The organism is Lentzea sp. NEAU-D7 (assembly GCF_026242055.1).
Taxonomy (GTDB): domain Bacteria; phylum Actinomycetota; class Actinomycetes; order Mycobacteriales; family Pseudonocardiaceae; genus Lentzea.
In genome coordinates this window covers 502,873-520,276 of record NZ_JAPJDL010000001.1, presented here as the reverse complement: position 1 = coordinate 520,276, position 17,404 = coordinate 502,873, and the positions used below count along the sequence as shown (strand labels likewise).

Genomic DNA, 17,404 nt, shown 5'->3' with positions numbered 1-17,404 from the left:
TGGGTTGCTCGTGCCGTGGCTGCGGTCGAGGGTTGGGGCGTGGGCGCTGCGACTGTGGGTTGCGGGCCGGGCTGCCGATGCTGTGATCGTGGTGTGTCGGGCTGCGGGTGAGGTCTGAGCTCCTGGCGCTGTGACTGTGGTGTGTTGGCTGCGGTCGAAGGCCGGGTTGATCGCGCATGACTGCGGGGCGGCTGCGGGCCGTGATGCCGCCGCAGTGATGCCGCACCCCCGTGATCCCGGCCGGTCGGCTGCAGGCGGGGATCCTGGCGGCGTGCGGCCTTTTGGCTGCCGGGCCGGGCTGCGCCCTGGCAGCGGCTGCTGTCTGCCGCCCCCAGACGTCTACCGCCCCAAGACGTCCGTCCCCACACGTAAGCCGCCCCACACGTCTGCCACCACCTGCCGTTTCAACCTCGACTTACCGCCCCTTAGGCGGCCTGAGCGAGGGTCGAGGCCATGATCAGAGCACTCGCGCTGGCCCTGCTGGCCGTCGTCGTCACGGCCCCGGCCGCGCACGCCGCCAGCCCCGTCAGCCTGACCGACGGCTTCTACGTCGACCCCGACTCCAACCCCGCCGTGTGGGTGCGCGACCACGCGAGCGACGGCCGCCAGGCCGCGATCAAGGCGAACATCTCCACCAAGCCGATCGCCCGCTGGTTCGGTGCCTGGAGCGGGGACATCAAGACCGCTGTCAGCGGTTACGTGAACAAGACCGGCACCAAGCTGCCCGTGCTGGTCGCGTACAACATCCCCGGCCGCGACGCGTGCGGTGGCCACTCCGGTGGCGGCGCGGGGACGCCTGAGGCCTATCGGGCCTGGATCTCCTCCTTCGCCTCGGCGATCGGGACTCGGCCGGCCGTCGTGGTGATCGAGCCGGACTCGCTGGCGGACTTCGGGTGCATGGACGGCGGCAAGGTCGCCGAGCGGACTGCGATGATCAAGTACGCCACCGAGCAGTTCAAGGCCAAGGCGCCCAACACGTGGGCCTACCTAGACGCGGGCAACGCGCAGTGGGTGCCGGCCGCGACCATGGCCACCCGCCTGGACTCCGCCGGTGTGCGCAACGTGCGCGGCTTCTCGATCAACGTGTCGAACTACCACACCACGGCGGCCTCGACGGCATACGGCAACTCGGTCAGCGGTGCGCTGCCCGGCTACACCAAGCCGTACGTGATCGACACCAGCCGCAACGGCAACGGTCACAACGGTGAGTGGTGCAACCCCGGTGGCCGCAAGCTCGGCACGCCCGCCCGCACCGGTGGCGGCGCGGAGATGTTGTTGTGGGTCAAGGTTCCCGGCGACTCGGACGGGCGGTGCGGCAAGGCGCCGGGCGTCGACGCGGGCAAGTTCGACCCGCAGCTCGCGTTCGACCTCGTGCACGGCTACTGAGCCAGGGATCGCAGCGGCGTGGGCCCGCGGTACTCCGCGAGCTTGCGCCGCGTCTGGTGCTCGTCCAGGGCGATCTCGTCGAGCAGGTCGAAGAGCCTGCGGCCGCGCTCCACGGCGGCCTCGCCCTGGGCGAAGACCTTGGCCAGGCCGGATTCCGCGTGGACGAGCGGCGGAGCCTTCTCGAACTCGAACAGCGTGCAGGCCGGCTGGAACACCGCCGTGGCCGCCCCTTGCGGCACGACGCGGATGATCGAGGAGTTCGCGAGCAGCCACACGTACTGCTCCTCCATGACCTGCTTGGTGCCGAGCCGCATGCGCAGCGCCAGCTCGTGCAGGTAGAAGACGCACCTGGGGCCGTTGGGGCGGCGCAGGACCGCCTGCCTGTCCAGGTCCTCGACGGCCTGGCCGGTGGCGGCCTGCAGGGCACGCGCGTAGGCGGGCGTCTGCAGGAGGCTGTTCACGGTCAGGACGTCGTAGGCCGTGATGCCGGTGGCCATCGCCTCCGTCATCGCGAGGGTGCGGGTGTTGTCCGGCACCTGCGCGAGGTACTGGTCGAAGGCGTTGTGGTAGCGGCGGAGGAAGTCCTCGAAGTAGTCGACGTCCTTGCCGCAGACCGTGATGTACTGCGCGAGGTCGATGTCGCTGCCCCGGATCTTGCCGTGCTCGAGGTTGGAGACCTTGCTCGGGTCCCAGCCGAGCTGCAGCGCCATCGCGCGGCCCCTCAGGCCGGTGAACCTCTGCCGGAGCCGGCGCAGTTCGTCGCCCAGATCCCTGCTGTACGCCGTGGAAGTCGTCACTGTCACGACTTCGAACGTATGGGTTGGAATTACTCCATGGTACGGGCTCGTTCGGGTGAAAACGTGCTTGTTAGTCGATCAGCTTGCGGAGCTCCGCGTCGAAGTCGACGTAGTCGCTCTCGCAGCCGGGGGCGACCACGTCGTAGGTGGAGTTGAGGAACTCCTGCAGCTCGGACGACCGCACGTGGAACACGGCGTGCGACACGTCGGACCGCAGTTCGAGCACGGCGGTCGTGGAGTTGTGGGGCCGCAGCCGCACGTCGCCCGCGCCGCTGGTGGTGATCAACCCGTCGGCGAGCAGGTCGCGGCTCACGAGCCACACGGTCTCCTGGCGTCCCATGCGGAACGTCATGGTCACTGCGTGCGGGTCGTCGGCGCGGTAGCCGAGCTCGACGTCGACGGGCAGAGGGCGCCCGGACGGAGCGATGAAGGCGAATGTCGAGTCGGCGCCCACTCGTGTCACGTTCCTCATGCCCCCTTAGACGTCCGGCAGCCTCCGTGGATGCCTCGATCAGGAAAATCGATCCGAACGTGATTTTCAATGGTCCTCAAGTATGACTTTTCACATGCAGCGGCGAACGCCGGTCGAGACGGCTTCGCGCACCTGCCCTGACCAGGCCTTCTGTGCTGTTCGGCCTGGTCGGGTTCGGTCATCTGTGGACGGGATCACGACGTGGGACGGGCGGCTCGCGACCCGAATGTTGGGACGGCGTGAGCTCGGGAACCTTAATTCCAGTTAAAGTCGGAAGTGCTTTCCGTAGCTAATTCGGCACGCAAAGTGATGCCCGGTCAGGCCGGGTTGCCGCGCGGCCGGAGCCGTCCTCCCGGCAGCGGTGGCGCCGGCAGGCGGGCGCCGGGGTAGCCCTCGACCCGGCCGAACCGTTCGGTCTCCGCCTGCCACTCCTCCCGGAACGCGGCGATCTCGTCGTGCGTGCGCCCGACGAAGTTCCACCACATGACGATCTCCTCGCCGAACGGCTCGCCGCCCAGCAGCACGACCCGCGCGCCTTCGGCCGAGGAGAGCGTCAGCGTCGAACGACCGGTGCCGACGTAACCGAGGTCGCCGGGCTCCAGTGCGGTCTCGCCCAGCGTCACGTCACCGGTGTCGAGCAGGACGCCGTGCTCGAACGAGGGCGCCACGTCCAAGGTCAGCGACGTGCCGGCGGGCAGCACGACCTCGGCACCGAGCAGCGGTGTGAACGTCCGCACCGGTGACGTCGACCCCGCCAGCGAGCCGAGGAACACGCGCACCGAGGCGCCGTCGACCACCACCGTCGGCGGGACGTGGTGCTGGAAGTCGCGTGGCGCGTCGCGGTGGGCGTCGGGCAGGGCGAGCCAGAGCTGCACGCCGTGCAGGACCGAGGACGAGGCGGTGGACTGCTCGGAGTGGCAGATGCCGCTGCCGCCGGTCATGAGGTTGAGCTCGCCGGGGCGGACGAACGCGTGCACGCCGAGGCTGTCGCGGTGCTCGATCTCGCCGGTGAACAGCCAGCTGACGGTCTGCAGGCCCGTGTGCGGGTGCGGGGCCACGTCCATGGTGACGTCGTCCGGGCCGTAGTGGTCGCAGAAGCACCAGGCGCCGATCAGGGAGCGCTGCTTCTGCGGGAGCGTCCGGCGCACCGACATCGCCCGCGGGCCGCCCAGGGGGACGTCGCGCGGGGTCAGCACCTCCACACCGCCGGGGGTGGAGGTGCACGTCACTTCTGCGGGCTCGGCCTCGACATTGCTCACGGGGCCGATCGTAAGCTGGCGCGGGGGGAACAGTGGATCTTCGTGAACACGTGTCGGCCACCGGGTACGTGCTCGACGGCGCGCAGAGCGAGGCCGTCGACCGGCTCGCCGTGCTGGGCGAGCGGCGCCGGGGCGTCTACCTGCACGGGCCGGTCGGCCGCGGCAAGAGCTTCCTGGCGGACGCGCTGTTCGACGTGCTGCCGGAGCCGAAGAAGCGGGTGCACTTCCACGCGTTCTTCCAGGAGCTGCACCGGAGGATCTCCGAACGGCTGCACGAGCGCGATGCCGTCGCCAGGGCGGTGCGGGAGCTGGTCGGACGGGCGAAGGTGCTGGCGTTCGACGAGCTGCACGTGCACGACGTCGGCGACGCCATCTTGATGACACGGCTGTTGGAGGCGCTCCAAGCCCGCAAGGTGATGATCATCGCCACCTCCAACTACCCGCCGGACGGCCTGCTGCCCAACCCCCTCCACCACGACCGCTTCCTGCCCGGCATCGCGCTGGTCAAGGAGCTCATGGACGTCGTGGAGCTCAACGGCCCCCACGACTACCGGCACCTGCGCGGCGCCCCGCGGTCGCGGTTCGAGACCGGGGCGATCATCAGAACGGCCTCGCCGCCGTCCACGCCGGTCATCCTCGACGTGAACGGCCGCGCGATCACCGCGCTCGGCACCGAGGGCACGACGATCTGGTTCGATTTCGGCGACCTGTGCGAGAAGCCGACGTCGGCGCAGGACTACCTGGTGCTCGCGGACCGCTTCGACGACTGGGTGATCGTCGGCGTGCCACGGCTGCGCACCCGTGGCGAAGAGGCCCGGCAGCGGTTCGCGAACGTCGTGGACGTGGTGGTGGACAAGGACGTCAGGCTGACACTCGTGAGTGACCACCCGCTCGGCGAGATCGTCGGTGGCGAGGCGCGTGACCTCGCCCGCACCGCCAGCAGGCTGGAGCTGATCAACACGACCGGGTGATCAGCTGGGGGCCGGGCGGGCCGATAGTGCCGTTGTCCCCCCGGCAAGGAGTAGTCAGGTATGACGTTGCGCGCACGCATCGGCGAGGTCGTCGAGAGCACACGGTTCCAGTGGATGATCATCTGCGTGATCGTGGTGAACGCGGCCACCCTGGGAGCCGAGACCTCACCTTCGATCGTCGCGAAGCACGGTGACCTCCTCAGCGCCGTCGACCACCTCGCGCTCGCCGTCTTCGTCGCCGAGCTCGGAGCCCGGCTCTACGCGTTCGGCTGGCGGTTCTTCCGCGATCCGTGGAACGTCTTCGACTTCGTCATCGTGACGGTGGCGCTGCTGCCGGCCGCGGGGCCGCTCAGCGTGCTGCGGTCGCTGCGGATCCTGCGGGCACTGCGACTCGTGGCGATGGTGCCCAGCATGCGCAGGGTCGTGACCGCGCTGGTGAGGTCCGTTCCCGGCCTGATCTCGCTCACCGGGCTGCTGGTGCTGCTGCTGTACATCGGTGGCGTGATCGCGAGCAACCTGTTCGGCGACTCCGGCGACCCGAGGTTCGCCGACCTGGGGTCGACGCTGCTGACGCTGTTCCAGATCACCACGGGCGACGGCTGGTCGGACGTCATGCGCGACTCGATGGAGTACCAGCCGCTCGCGTGGATCTTCTTCCTCTGCTACCTGCTGGCCGGCACGTTCACCATGCTGAACCTGTTCATCGCCGTGGTGTGCAGCGCGATGGAGCCGGAGGTCCAGCAGTTGCCCGCGCCGCGTTCCGCGTCGCACGACGACCTGCTGCTGCGGGAGGTCCGCGCTCTGCGGGAGGAAGTGCGGGCGATGCGCCAGAACGCCTGACCGGATTCGTCCACGCGGCCTGGAATTCTCACTCGGTCTGTCATCCGGTCGGGCGCGGAAAACCCACGAAAGTGGGGACGTCGATCTGCTTGCACGGGTTACGAGGCCCACCAGAACGCGACGTCGCGCCTCCCCGTTCGTGTCCGAACCAAGCCTGAACGGCGGATCGCCCGTTGGTCCATCAGCTGCAAAGGTCAATTGCTGTTCGGCAGCGAGCGTTCCCACGAACAGGAGCCACTCAGGTCATGGCGAGCCCCACTGTGAAGCCGGTTCTGCGCACCGACTACCAGCGTTCCGTCGCGGAGTACTGGAACAAGGAGAAGGACCCGGTCAACATCAAGCTCGGTGAGGTGGACGGGCTCTACCACCACCACTACGGCCTCGGTCAGTACGACCCGGCGGTGCTGGAGGCACCCGCCGAGGTGCGCGACCAGGTGATGATCGCCGAGATGCACCGCCTGGAGACCGCGCAGGCCGAGGTGCTGCTCGACGCGTTCGGCGACGTCCCCGTCGGCGGCCACCTGATGGACGGCGGCTCCGGGCGCGGCGGCACCAGCTTCATGGCCAACGCGCGGTTCGGCGCCCGGATCGACGGCGTCAGCATCTCCGAGGAGCAGGTCGCCTTCGCCAACAACCAGGCGGTCGAGCGCGGTGTCGCCGACCAGGTGAGGTTCCACTTCAAGAACATGCTCGACACCGGCTTCGAGACCGGTTCGTTCAACGGCATCTGGACCAACGAGACCACGATGTACGTGGACCTCCAGCAGCTGTACGGCGAGTTCGCGCGCCTGATCGCGCCCGGCGGCCGGTACGTCTGCATCACCGGCTGCTCCAACGACCTGACAGGCCTGCGTTCGCGCGCCGTCAGCCAGATCGACCAGCACTACATCTGCAACATCCACCCGCGCAGCGAGTACTTCAGGGCGTTGGCGGACAACGGGTTCGTGCCGATCAGCGTGGTCGACCTGACGCCGGACACGATCCCGTACTGGGAGCTGCGCGCCCAGTCGTCGGTCGCGACCGGCGTGGAGGACCCGTTCCTGACGGCCTACAAGGAAGGCAGCTTCCACTACCTGCTGATCGTCGCGGACCGCATCTGATGAAGGACCTCCTCACCGGGCCGTCCGGGCTGGGCACCTCCGCTGCCCGGCTCGGGCGGCCCGAGGCCGTCGCACTGCCACCGGAACCCGGTTACGCGGAACGCCCGTGGGGCGACGGCACCGCGCCACCGCTGTACGTGCCGATGCCCGAACGCGAGGACGCCCTGCTGGCGGCCGCCGTGGACGAGCGCCTCGTCGCGTGGGCGGGGGAGTGCGGGTTCTCCGAGCCGGAACGGTTCCTGGGCGGCATGTTCGGCCGGCTCGCGGTGCTGACCCACGTCGACACCGACGACGTCGACCAGCTGCTGATCGCGGCGAAGCTGAACGCGGCGTGGTGGGCCGCAGACGACCTCTACGCGGACGACACCGAGATGGGGGCGATCCCGGCCGAACTGCCGCCGCGCCTGGCCCTCGCGATGGCCGCGATGGACCCGGTCGCGCCCGCCGCCGAGTTCACCCTGGACCTGGAGGAGAGGATCTCGTCCGACCCGGTCCTCGTCGGCCTCCGCTCGGGCATCGCGCACCTCACGTCGCGCAGCACGGCGACCGTGGTGCAACGCGTCTGCTACTCGACGTTCGCGATGTTCGTGTCGTGGGGCGCCTACGCGGCCTGGCGGCACACCGGTGACTACCCGCCCGCGTGGCAGTACCTGGCGACGAGGCAGCACGACACCTTCTACACGTCGATGACGCTGATCGACGCCGTCGGCGGCTACGAACTACCTGCGCCGCTGTACTACGACCCGCGCGTGCGGCAGCTGCTCACGGCCGCGGGCACGGCGTCGGTGATGGTGAACGACCTCGTGTCGGTGGAGAAGGACGCCGCCGACGAGAAGCCGGTCTGCAACATGGTGCTGCAGATCGCCGCGGACCGGGAGTGCTCGATCGCCGAGGCCACCGCACGGACCGTGGAACTGCACAACCAGCTGGTGCGCGACTTCGAGGCGGGGCACAAGGCGTTGCTCGCGGTGCCGTCGGTGGAGCTGCACCGGTTCCTGAAGGGCACCAGGGCCTGGATGGGCGGCGGCTTCGAATGGCACACCACGCATCCGCGCTACAAGTAGAGAATGCTTGCCACCCGGAACGCGACCCGCTACCTCGCCGCGGCCGACAGGGTGCTGCCGGGCCGGATCACCGGGTTCTACCTGGTCGGCTCGGCGGCGCTCGGCACCTGGCGTCCTGACCTGAGCGACATCGACTTCATCGCGGTCGTCGACGGTGCCACGTCGACGCGCCGCCTGCGCGCGCTGCACGTGCTGGGCAACCTCACGGCAGCCGCGCGGGCGGTCAGCAGGGCTGATCCCACGATCCCGGGGACGGTGAACGGCGCGTTCGTCGCAGCCGCGGACATGGGGAAGCCGGTGACGGCGATCCGGCCGATCGCGTCCCACAGCGGCAGGAGGTTCCACGTGGGGCGCGGGTTCGACGTGAACCCCGTGATGTGGAAAGTGCTGCGGGAAAAGGGGATCGCGGTGCGTGGACCGGAGCCGGGCCTGCTCGGGCTGGATCCGGAACCGGCGAGGCTGCGGGAGTGGAACCTCGGTCAGCTGCGCGGTCACTGGCGGAGCTGGGGTGAGCGTTTGCTGAGCGGTCCGGCGAGCGACAAGCTGTTCGTGCCGGCGCATCGGGCGGCGATCAGCCGCGTGCTCGGGTCGCCGCGGCTGCACCACACGGTCCTCACCGGAGAGGTGATCTCCAAGGAGGCCGCCGCCGAGTACGCCCTCGACGTCTTCGGCGGAGCGTGGCAGCCGCTCCTGAGGGCAGCGCTGGCCCAGCGGAGTGGGAGACCGGTCGAACTGGCGCCTGCCGAGGCGGTCCGTGCGGCGGGGGAGTTCACACTGGCGGTGGTCGCCGACGCGGAGTCACGCGAAGGTTCGGCGTAGCCACGCCATCCGCGTGGCTCGGGCACGGCGTGACAACGCCGCTTCCGGTGCGAGCTGGTCGAAGCCGTGGCAGCCACCCGGCCACACGTGCAACTCCGCGTCCCCGCCCGCCTGCCAGATCCGCGACGCGTAGCCGACGGCCTCGTCGCGGAACACGTCCACCGACCCGACGTCGACGTAGGTCGGCGGCAGGCCGGACAGATCGGCCGCGCGCGCCGGAGCGGCGAACGGCGACACGTCCGGCCCGCCCCGCGCGTCGCCGAGCAACGCCGTCCAGCCGGTGATGTTCGAGGTGCGCACCCAGGTGGTGCCGTCGAGGAACTGGTGGCTGGACGGCGTTTCGCACCTGTCGTCGAGCATCGGGCACATCAGCAGCTGGCCGCGGACGTCCGGACCGCCGAAGTCGCGGGCCATCAGCGTCACCGCCGCCGCCAGCCCGCCGCCCGCGGACGTGCCGGCGACGACGGGAGAGGCGAGACCGTTGCGGGCCATCCACGTCAGCGTCCGGTAGCAGTCCCGCACCGGCGCCGGGTGCGGGTGTTCGGGCGCCAGCCGGTACTCGGGGGAGACGAGCGTGACGCCGAGCTCCGACACCCATTCGGCCAGCACGTGCAGGTCGGACCGGCGGGTGCCCGCGACCATCCCGCCGCCGTGGACGTGCAGCACGGGCGGACCGGCGGACCCGGCCGGGCGCAGCACCAGCACGGGTACGCCGTCCGCGTCCCGCTCGCTGAACGTCACCGTGCCGTCCCTGGTGAGCTCGGCGTCGGTGACGACCCGGTTGGCGGCCCGCCTCTCCGCGATCCGGTCCGGCGTCAGCGGTGGCCGGGAGAGGTCGGCCAGCGCCGCGATCTCCGGGTCGATCACCCCTTCACGCCCGTGTGCGCGAGGCCCTCGATGAACTGCCGCTGCGCCACCACGAACACCACCAGGATCGGCACGGCCGTCATCGTCGCGGCCGCCAGCTGGACGTTCCACATCGGACCGCCGTAGATGTCCACGAACTGGGTCAGCGCCTGCGGCAGCGTGAACATGTCCGGTGTGGACAGGTACACGATCGGCTCCAGGTAGAGGTTCCACGAGTGCAGGAACGTGAAGATCGCGACCGCCCCGAGCGCGGGCCGCGACAGCGGCAGGGCGATCCGGTAGAAGATCCCGGCGCGGCCGAGGCCGTCCATGCGGGCGGCCTCCTCCAGCTCCGGCGGGAGCGCGATGAAGAACTGGCGCATGATGAAGATCGCCAGCACGCACGGTGCCCCGAAGATCGGCACGATGATCAGCGGCCAGTGCGTGTTCGTCATCCCGAGCGACTGGAACAGCTGGAACAACGGGACGATCGTGACCTCGCTCGGGATGAGCAGGCCGGTCAGCACGACCACGAACAGCACGTTCTGGCCGGGGAACCGGATGCGCGCGAACGCGTAGCCCGCGAGCGCCGCGACGGCCATCGTGCCGGCCGTGACGACCACCGCGATGTAGAGGCTGTTCCAGTACTGCTGCCCGAAGGGCTGCATCTTGAAGACCGTCTCGTACGTGGAGAACGTCCACTCCGACGGCAGCAGCGACTCGGAGAAGATCTCGCTGATCGGTTTCATCGACGAGGTGACCATCCACCACGTCGGGAACACGAACGGCACGCACAGCAGGCACAGCAACCCGTAGAGCGCGACCTTACGACTCATGGAGCACCCACTTCCGGCGCATCTGCCACTGCAGCAACGTCAGGGCGGCGACGATGACGAACAGCAGCACCGAGATCGTCGCGCCGTAGCCGAAGTGGTGGAACTGGAACGCCTGCTGGTACAGGTAGTAGATCAACACGGTCGTGGACGTGCCCGGCCCGCCCTGGGTGAGCACCGCGATCTGCGCGAACACCTGCAGCGAGCCGACGATCGTGATGATCGACGTGAGCAGGATCGTCGGGCTGATCAACGGGATCGTGATGCTGCGGAACCGCCTCCACGCGCCCGCGCCGTCGATCTTCGCCGCCTCGTACAGCGGTGCCGGCACCCCCTGCAGCGCCGCGAGGAACAGCACCATGTTCAACCCGACGTTCTTGATCACCTGCACGACGACCACCGACACCATCGCGGTCGTCTCGCCCCGCAGCCAGTTCGGCCCGTCCACGCCGAAGACGCCGAGCAGCCCGTTGACGCTGCCCTCCGGCTGCAGCATCAGCTGCCAGACCAGCGTCCACGCCACCAGCGACACCAGCACGGGGGAGAAGAACAAGGTGCGGAACAGCGTGGTGCCGCGCAGCTTCTGGTTGAGCAGCACCGCGAGCAGCAGCGCCAGCGACAGGTTCAGCACCACCAGCCCGGCGGCGAACCAGGCCGTGGCGACGAGCGAGTCACGCAGCTTCTCGTCGGCGAGAAGCCGCGCGTAGTTCTCGCCGCCGATGAACTCGAACGTCCCGCCGAGCACGTTCCACTCGTTGAGGCTGTACCAGCCGACCATCCCCAGCGGGACGAGCACGAACGCGAGGCTGCCGAGCAGAGCAGGCGCGACGAACAGGTAGCCGACCAGGTTGTCGCGCCTGCGATACGTCCAGAACGTCACGGGCGCTCCAGCAGCGGCTTGATCTTCGCGCACACGCCGTCGAGCACCTGGCCGACGTTCGCGTCCGGCTTCCACAGCGGGTCGAGCGCCGCCCGGATGGTCTGGTTCAGCTCCTCCTGGCCTTGGTGGCTGGGCTTCACCACGCCCTTGCTGATGCCGTCGATCACGACCGACTGCAGCTGCTCCGGCTTGATGAGCGGGTTGCTCTTCGCCAGGGTCTCGGCGTTGAGCAGCGACTGGCGGACCGGCGGGAAGAACTGGGCGAGCTTCGCGGAGTTGGCCGCGTTGGTGAAGAAGCCCAGGAAGTCCGCGGCGGCCTCGGCGTTCTTCGACCGCTTGAGCACGCCGACGCCGGCCTGGCCGATCACCGCGTAGTCACCCTTCGGGCCCTGCGGCAGCGGCAGCAGCGTCCAGCCGAACTTGGCGTCCTTCAGCGCGCCCGCCCGCGAGATCTGGCTGACCGCCATGGCCGCGTTGCCCGCGAAGAAGTCCACGGTCGTGCCGGGGCCGGGGATCGCCTTGTCCGTGAAGATCGCCTTGTGGACGAACGTCATGGCGTCCTTCATCTCCTGGCTGGAGAAGCCGCACGTCCTGCCGTCCTCGCTCCACGCGTTCGCGCCCCAGCCGCGCCAGATCGCCGAGAGCACCGCCCAGTTCTGGTACTTGAAGTCCGGCAGCACGAGGTTCTTGCCCGCGGAAGCCGCGACGGCCTGCTCCCAGGTCTTCGGCAGCTCCTTCACCAGGTCGGTGTTGACGAACAGCCCGAACGGCGAGGTGGAGAACGGGTACGCGTAGAGCTCGCCGTCCTTCTCCCAGAGCTTGATGGCGGACGGCACGAGCTCGTCGGCCTTCTCCACCTTCGCCCTGATCGGCGCGAGCGCGCCGGAGGAGACGAAGTCCGGTGCGGACTCCTCCAGGATCCACGCCAGGTCCGGCGCGTTGCCACCGGCGATCTGGGTGGTGAGCGTGGTGGTGTAGCCGTCGGCCGGGATCGAGTCGAACTTGATCTCGGTGACGTCGGGGTGCGAGGCCTTGTACTCGGACGCGATCTCGTTGAGCAGCTTGAGATGCGCCTCGTTGGCGGTCCACACGGTCATGCGCAGCGACTTGGGGCCGGACTGCGCGGAGGAACCGCTGCAGGCGGTGAGGGCCAGCAGCGCGGCGACGATCAGAGCGGTGAGGCGGGACATCGTTGTCTCCCTGGACTAGTAACCGGACACGTCCGGCCAGCGGAGCTCGACCCCGTCGCGTTCCAGCCGGTGCTGGAAGTCCGCGAGGAGGCCGGGGGTGTTGCGCACCGCGCGAGGGGTGACTCGGTGCGCCAGGCAGAAGTCCGCGAGCGCGCCCGCGACCTCGCCGACGTTCCACTCGACCGGGTGCAGCCGGTGGGAACCGTTGGTGATGTGGGTGGTGCCGATGTTCTTGCCCGCAGGCAGCAGGTTCTCGACGCGCTGGGGGATGAGCGCGCCGAGCGGGATCTCGAACGGGCAGCTCGCGACGTCGAGGTAGTTGTCGCCGCCGGTCGAGGGGTGCAGGTCGATGCGGTACATGCCGACACCCACGGCGTCGGCGTGCTGCACGGCGCCCTTGTCGCCGCGCACGGCGAGCGAGAGGTCCTGCTCGACGATCGTGTACTCGGTCCGCATCCGCCGCGACTCGCGGATGTAGGGCGCCTGGGCCAGGCCGTCGGCGCTGCCGGTGACGTCGCCGCGCAGCCGCAGACCGGGGAAGCCCGTGCCGCCGTCCGCGCGGGGTGCCTCGGTCTGCAGCCAGTACAGCACCGATTTCGACAGCTCCCGTGCCGCCGCGACGTGCTTCTCCGCGTCCGGCACGTCGATCACCGGTGACTCGAAGTAGTCGATCATCGGCCAGTTGACCAGGCAGATGTCGCTGTCGTAGGCGCCTTCGGTGAAGTTGCGGCGCGCGGCGATGCGGCGGAACGTCCACAGGTTGCTGTCGCCCGCGCTCAGCCGCTGGTCGGAGAGCACCGACAGCGGGTCGTCGTCCGGGTTCGGGGTGAACGTGCGCTCGGCGGTGGTCAGCGTGCGCGGGTCGGGGGAGCGGAACGACAGCATCCGGTCGCCCCAGTAGGACGGCTGGTACTCGCGCCAGAAGTCGTACCGCTCGGGCTTGTCGATGGTGTGGTCGCCGTCGACGTGGTCGATCGCGAAGCACACCGACATCGCCTGCATGTTCGCCGGCTGGGCGGTCTCGGGCGCGCTGGGCTCGCCGGTGTCCAGGGTGGACTCGAAGCCCGTCACGTACTCGGTGCCGGACAACGGGAGCAGCTCGCCGGTCTCGGTCGCGTCGAGGACGTACGGCGCGGCCAGCTCGACCTCGGATCCGTTGTGCTCGACGGTGACCGACACGATCCGGTCCCCGTCGGTGCGCGCGGCGATCGGCCGGGCGGGCTGCAGGACCGTGAGCCTGCCGCTGCCCCGGTAGGGCGCCAGCATCTCGTCGATCACGGCGACGGCGACGCGGGGCTCGTGGCAGAGGCGGCTCACGTTGCCCGCGCCGGGGTTGAGCTCGCGCCACGCCCGTGCCCGCGGGGTCAGCGGGTAGTGGCGGCGGTAGTAGTCGCGGATGCCGTCGCGCAGCGCGCGGTAGGACGCGGTCACGCCGAAGCGCTCGACCCAGCTGTGCTCGTCCGGTGGGACGGCCTGGCTGGTGAGCTGCCCGCCGAGCCACTCGAACTCCTCGGTGAGCACGACCCGGCGGCCGGCGCGCAGCAGGGCGAGGGCTGCGGCGACTCCGCCCAGTCCGCCACCTACGACGACGACGTCAGTGTTGTGCGGCAACAGATTCCTCCAGATCAACGCTGAGCGGTTGAGTGGCCCAGCGTGGTGCCTTCGACGAACTCGCAGGCCAGCAGCTCCTGCGGGGTGGTGCCGTGTGCGAGCACCTCGGTCAGCGCCTGCACCGCCCGCCGCCCCATCTCGCGGCGCGGAATGCGGAAACCGGTCAGCCGGACGTCGTCCGGCGCGGGCCGGGTGGCGGCGCCGAGCGTCAGCACGGACAGGTCACCGGGGACCGACAGACCGCGCTCGCGGGCGGCGAGGACCAGCGCGGCGCCGTCGGAGACCTCCTCGGCGAGCACGCACGTGACATCCGCGTCGAGCAGCTGGGTGAGCCCGGCGAACTGGACGTGCGTGCCCTTGACCCCGTGCGCCGCGACGGCCTGCTTGAACCCGCGCAGCCTGTCGGCCGACGACTCCGCGCCCGTGCCGGCGCCCACGTAGGCGAACTCGCGGTGCCCGAGGGCCACCGCGCGGTCCACCAAGTCCCGCACGGCGGCGGGGTAGTCGGCGCCGATGTGCGGCACCGGGCCGCCCGCGTCGTCACGGCGGCCGACGGAGACGAACGGGATGGCCTCCGTCACGAGCTGGGCCAGGTCGTCGCGGTCGATCGACCGGCCGAGCAGCACGCACCCGTCCGCGAGCCGGATCCTGCTGTCGTCGCTGAAGATCCGCCGCTTCCCGCTCGTCGCCTTGGCGCTGGTGAACAGCAGCAGATCGCAGCCGGCTTCCTCGGCCTGCTCCTCGATGCCCTCGAGGAACGGCTGGTAGAAGTCGGCGCGGGTGCTCGGGAAGACGGCCTCGTAGGTGAAGACGCCGAGGATGCGGTTGCGCTGGTCGTGCAACCGGCGCGCGATCGGGTTCGCGACGTAGCCGGTCCGTCTGATCACCTCCAGCACCCTCGCGCGGGTCTCCTCCGCGATCCGGACGCCGCTGTCGGTCCGGTTGTTGAGCACCAGCGACACCGTGGCCTGGCTGACGCCCGCCATCCGGGCGATGTCCTGCTGGGTGAGCCTCTTCGCCATGAACACCTGCCAATTCGAATTGGCAGGGAGTCTGCGACAGCATCCGCACCGCCGTCAAGCCTGTAATAATTCGAATTAGCATCTTGACGGGCCGGGTGCGGGCGGGCGAGGGTGCCGCACCAAGGAGGTAGGCCCGTGAACGCATTCAGCCGTCGCAGCCTGATCACCGGTGCGGCCGCAGCCGGACTGCTCGCCGCTCTGCCGGCACCGGCGCACGCCTTGCCCGCGCCCCCGCCCGTCGTCCCGGACCGCCGTTCGTTCGCCCCGGACGAGCAGCGGTTCGCGCAGTACCTGATGCTCGTCTCGCCGATGGTCGCGGACATGAACGCGAGCGGTTTCTTCGGCGGGGGCTGGTGGCGCAGCCCCAACGCCTCGTACAACGCCCGCGTCCAGGAGCACGTCTACACGCTGGCCTGGTTCGCGACCCGGTCCCGCTCGTGGAACCCCTACCGCGGCAACGCGGAGGTGCTCGCCGCGCTCGACGCGGGACTCGGCCACTACCTCGGGCTGCAGCACGCCGACGGCTCGTGGCCGGAGTACTCGCGCGACCAGCACTCGCTGGCGGCGACCGGGTTCGCCATGGGATACCTGAGCAAGACCAACGCCCTGCTGAGACGCGCCGGAGCGCTGCGGTCGCGGCAGGCCCAGATCAGCGCCGCGCTGCGGCGGGCCATGACGTGGTTCCTCGACCCGTCCAACGGCACCGTCTGGCAGTCGCCGCTCACGTGGGCGAACCAGACGGCATCAGGCCTCGCCGGTGCGGCGCTGGCGCTGAGGCACGACCCGGACGCGGCGCTGCGGCAGCGGCTGACCGAGGCGTTCCGGCGGCTGGCGGCGGTCGGCCAGAGCCCCGCCGGCTACTTCTACGAGGAGTCCGGCGCGGACACCAACTACAACTTCGAGGTCATGCTGCCGGAGCTGGCCGACGCGTGGCGGCAGACCGGCGACCCGAACCTCGTCGCCATGACCCGGAAGTACACCGACTGGCTCGGCTACAACCTGCTGCGCGAACCGGACGGGTCCGGCTGGTTCGCCAACATCGCCCCGAACTCCCGGACGTCCTCGAAGTTCTACGCCGACGTGCGGCCCGATCCCGAACGGACCGCGCTCAACGCCCAGTTCGTGCCGGAGGTGCCCGATCTGGCCGCGTTCGTGTCGAGCCGTGAGGACCTGGCCGCCGCGCGCACGGCCTGGGCGGCCTCCACGGCGCCGGTGCCCGCGCTCGTCAAGCCGGACACCTCACCGCGCATCCTCGCGCACGCGATCTACGGCGAGCGCTACCCGAGCCGTGCCGAAAGGACGGTGGCCATCGCGCGGCTGCCCTACCGGCGCTCGCACTTCACCGAGCGGCGCAGCGATCAGGGGCAAGACTTCCTGTTCGTGCGCCGCCCGCGCTGGTACGTCGGCGGATACTTCGGCACGCGCCGCGCGACCTCGTTGGCGCGCACCGGGTTGACGTTCCTGTGGCACCCCGTCGCGGGCACACTGGTGCAGTCGGTCAACAACAACGACCACGCGTGCTGGGCCACCGTGCTGCCCGGTCAGGTGCCGGACTCCGACGGTCCGCAGCAGGCGGAGTTCCTCGGCGGTGAGCCGTACCGGTTCCGCTACCGCACGCCGTCCGGTTCGGTCGTGACGGAGGTGGCGGTGGGTGATCGGATCGTGCGGTCGGTGCGGGCCGGCGGCGCGGCCACCGAGCAGATTCCCTTGGTGGTAAGGGATTCCGACACGGTGGCGCTCGACTCGCGTGGCCTCACGCTCACCCGCGGCCGCACGGTGGTCCGGTTCGACTGGGGGCGGGAACTGCAGCCGCGGCTGCGGCCGGCGTCCACGATCACCTATCCCGGCCGCCGGATGCAGATCCTCACCGTGCCCCACGACGGCGTGTTCGCCTTGATCGTCACGGCGCGTTAGTCCACTGTGGACAGAAGAGTTCACTCTGATGTAGCAACGCTCTCGCGAATGTCTGCGCAGCTCACGGGGTATTCGATGATCCCAAACCCCAGGTCCACCGTTCGGGTGGTTGTCCGGACGCGTGCGCCCTCAGCGGTCGTGAGGAGTGGTTGTGATGGCACATCTGCGTCGTCTCGTCGACGTTCGCACCGGTGACGAGTTCGATCAGCCCGTTCCCTTCGGCCTGGTGTACCCGGTGTGCACCGCGGACGGTTCCGCACCGCCCAGCCAGCGCGGCCGGACCTGGGAACACCTCGTGGCCAGTGACCGCGAGTTGCGGCAGGTCTCATGAAGTCCGTGTGAAGGGCGCCCGCCCTGGGTACTGCCAGGTGCGGGTGACCCGGCCGGGCGCCCGTGTGAA

At 69.8% G+C, this 17,404-nt stretch carries 17 protein-coding genes; 8 read left to right on the top strand and 9 right to left on the bottom strand.

Annotated features, from left to right (window positions below; translation table 11 throughout):
• Positions 1-453 precede the first annotated feature (453 nt).
• Positions 454-1,386, top strand: a complete 933-nt coding sequence (locus ORI60_RS02165; RefSeq protein WP_266033382.1) for a glycoside hydrolase family 6 protein — start codon at positions 454-456, stop codon at positions 1,384-1,386.
• On the opposite strand, the gene ORI60_RS02160 is transcribed toward ORI60_RS02165, so the two are convergent.
• The 3 genes from ORI60_RS02160 to ORI60_RS02150 all read right to left on the bottom strand — a co-directional run bounded on the left by ORI60_RS02160 (position 1,380) and on the right by ORI60_RS02150 (position 3,914).
• Positions 1,380-2,189 (bottom strand): helix-turn-helix domain-containing protein, encoded by an 810-nt coding sequence (locus ORI60_RS02160; protein WP_266033379.1) that lies wholly within the window; start codon positions 2,187-2,189, stop codon positions 1,380-1,382. The genes ORI60_RS02165 and ORI60_RS02160 overlap by 7 nt on opposite strands.
• 64 nt (positions 2,190-2,253) lie before the next feature.
• Positions 2,254-2,655, bottom strand: a complete 402-nt coding sequence (locus ORI60_RS02155) for an SsgA family sporulation/cell division regulator (protein ID WP_266033376.1) — start codon at positions 2,653-2,655, stop codon at positions 2,254-2,256.
• 317 nt (positions 2,656-2,972) lie between these two features.
• Positions 2,973-3,914 carry a pirin family protein gene (locus tag ORI60_RS02150; RefSeq protein ID WP_266033373.1) on the bottom strand — a complete coding sequence of 314 codons (942 nt, stop codon included), beginning with the start codon at positions 3,912-3,914 and terminating at the stop codon, positions 2,973-2,975.
• Positions 3,915-3,946: 32 nt separating this feature from the next.
• Between ORI60_RS02150 and zapE the strand changes: the two genes are divergently transcribed.
• From zapE to ORI60_RS02125, 5 genes are all read left to right on the top strand, one after another.
• Entirely contained in the window at positions 3,947-4,885 is a 939-nt protein-coding gene (gene zapE, locus ORI60_RS02145; protein ID WP_266033371.1) for a cell division protein ZapE, read from the top strand.
• 60 nt (positions 4,886-4,945) lie between these two features.
• Positions 4,946-5,725 (top strand): ion transporter, encoded by a 780-nt coding sequence (locus ORI60_RS02140; RefSeq protein WP_266033369.1) that lies wholly within the window; start codon positions 4,946-4,948, stop codon positions 5,723-5,725.
• A gap of 245 nt (positions 5,726-5,970) precedes the next feature.
• Positions 5,971-6,825 (top strand): geranyl diphosphate 2-C-methyltransferase, encoded by an 855-nt coding sequence (locus ORI60_RS02135; RefSeq protein WP_266033367.1) that lies wholly within the window; start codon positions 5,971-5,973, stop codon positions 6,823-6,825.
• Positions 6,825-7,889 carry a family 2 encapsulin nanocompartment cargo protein terpene cyclase gene (locus tag ORI60_RS02130; protein WP_266033364.1) on the top strand — a complete coding sequence of 355 codons (1,065 nt, stop codon included), beginning with the start codon at positions 6,825-6,827 and terminating at the stop codon, positions 7,887-7,889. Before ORI60_RS02135 ends, ORI60_RS02130 begins: the two co-directional genes overlap by 1 nt.
• 3 nt (positions 7,890-7,892) lie before the next feature.
• Positions 7,893-8,708: a nucleotidyltransferase domain-containing protein gene (locus tag ORI60_RS02125; protein WP_266033361.1), complete on the top strand. Its 816-nt coding sequence runs from the start codon at positions 7,893-7,895 to the stop codon at positions 8,706-8,708.
• On the opposite strand, the gene ORI60_RS02120 is transcribed toward ORI60_RS02125, so the two are convergent.
• The 6 genes from ORI60_RS02120 to ORI60_RS02095 are packed head-to-tail and all read right to left on the bottom strand — an operon-like array spanning position 8,688 to position 15,090.
• On the bottom strand, positions 8,688-9,575 hold the full coding sequence (locus tag ORI60_RS02120) for an alpha/beta hydrolase (protein ID WP_266033359.1): 888 nt from the start codon (positions 9,573-9,575) through the stop codon (positions 8,688-8,690). The genes ORI60_RS02125 and ORI60_RS02120 overlap by 21 nt on opposite strands.
• A complete protein-coding gene (locus ORI60_RS02115) occupies positions 9,572-10,390 on the bottom strand; it encodes a carbohydrate ABC transporter permease (protein WP_266033356.1) in 819 nt (272 codons plus the stop codon). Before ORI60_RS02115 ends, ORI60_RS02120 begins: the two co-directional genes overlap by 4 nt.
• The gene (locus ORI60_RS02110) at positions 10,380-11,267 is read right to left on the bottom strand and encodes a carbohydrate ABC transporter permease (protein ID WP_266033353.1); all 888 of its coding nucleotides are present in this window, start codon (positions 11,265-11,267) and stop codon (positions 10,380-10,382) included. The genes ORI60_RS02115 and ORI60_RS02110 overlap by 11 nt, the downstream gene beginning before the upstream one ends.
• Positions 11,264-12,457: an ABC transporter substrate-binding protein gene (locus tag ORI60_RS02105; protein ID WP_266033350.1), complete on the bottom strand. Its 1,194-nt coding sequence runs from the start codon at positions 12,455-12,457 to the stop codon at positions 11,264-11,266. The genes ORI60_RS02110 and ORI60_RS02105 overlap by 4 nt, the downstream gene beginning before the upstream one ends.
• Positions 12,458-12,472: 15 nt before the next feature.
• A complete protein-coding gene (locus tag ORI60_RS02100) occupies positions 12,473-14,068 on the bottom strand; it encodes an FAD-dependent oxidoreductase (protein ID WP_266033348.1) in 1,596 nt (531 codons plus the stop codon).
• A 14-nt stretch (positions 14,069-14,082) separates the two neighbouring features.
• Complete coding sequence (locus tag ORI60_RS02095; RefSeq protein ID WP_266033345.1) at positions 14,083-15,090, bottom strand: LacI family DNA-binding transcriptional regulator; 1,008 nt, start codon at positions 15,088-15,090, stop codon at positions 14,083-14,085.
• A 135-nt stretch (positions 15,091-15,225) separates the two neighbouring features.
• Between ORI60_RS02095 and ORI60_RS02090 the strand changes: the two genes are divergently transcribed.
• Together ORI60_RS02090 and ORI60_RS02085 are read left to right on the top strand one after the other, a co-directional pair.
• Positions 15,226-17,004: a hypothetical protein gene (locus tag ORI60_RS02090; RefSeq protein WP_266033342.1), complete on the top strand. Its 1,779-nt coding sequence runs from the start codon at positions 15,226-15,228 to the stop codon at positions 17,002-17,004.
• A gap of 154 nt (positions 17,005-17,158) precedes the next feature.
• Entirely contained in the window at positions 17,159-17,335 is a 177-nt protein-coding gene (locus tag ORI60_RS02085) for a hypothetical protein (protein WP_166051932.1), read from the top strand.
• Positions 17,336-17,404 lie beyond the last annotated feature (69 nt).

Excerpts from the sequence above, each read along its gene's own strand:
- ORI60_RS02105 (WP_266033350.1), bottom strand. The coding sequence starts at position 12,457 with ATGTCCCGCCTCACCGCTCTGATCGTCGCCGCGCTGCTGGCCCTCACC.
- ORI60_RS02095 (WP_266033345.1), bottom strand. The coding sequence starts at position 15,090 with ATGGCGAAGAGGCTCACCCAGCAGGACATCGCCCGGATGGCGGGCGTC.
- ORI60_RS02140 (WP_266033369.1), top strand. The coding sequence starts at position 4,946 with ATGACGTTGCGCGCACGCATCGGCGAGGTCGTCGAGAGCACACGGTTC.
- ORI60_RS02155 (WP_266033376.1), bottom strand. The coding sequence starts at position 2,655 with ATGAGGAACGTGACACGAGTGGGCGCCGACTCGACATTCGCCTTCATC.
- ORI60_RS02125 (WP_266033361.1), top strand. The coding sequence starts at position 7,893 with ATGCTTGCCACCCGGAACGCGACCCGCTACCTCGCCGCGGCCGACAGG.
- ORI60_RS02085 (WP_166051932.1), top strand. The coding sequence starts at position 17,159 with ATGGCACATCTGCGTCGTCTCGTCGACGTTCGCACCGGTGACGAGTTC.
- ORI60_RS02135 (WP_266033367.1), top strand. The coding sequence starts at position 5,971 with ATGGCGAGCCCCACTGTGAAGCCGGTTCTGCGCACCGACTACCAGCGT.
- ORI60_RS02130 (WP_266033364.1), top strand. The coding sequence starts at position 6,825 with ATGAAGGACCTCCTCACCGGGCCGTCCGGGCTGGGCACCTCCGCTGCC.
- ORI60_RS02165 (WP_266033382.1), top strand. The coding sequence starts at position 454 with ATGATCAGAGCACTCGCGCTGGCCCTGCTGGCCGTCGTCGTCACGGCC.
- ORI60_RS02115 (WP_266033356.1), bottom strand. The coding sequence starts at position 10,390 with ATGAGTCGTAAGGTCGCGCTCTACGGGTTGCTGTGCCTGCTGTGCGTG.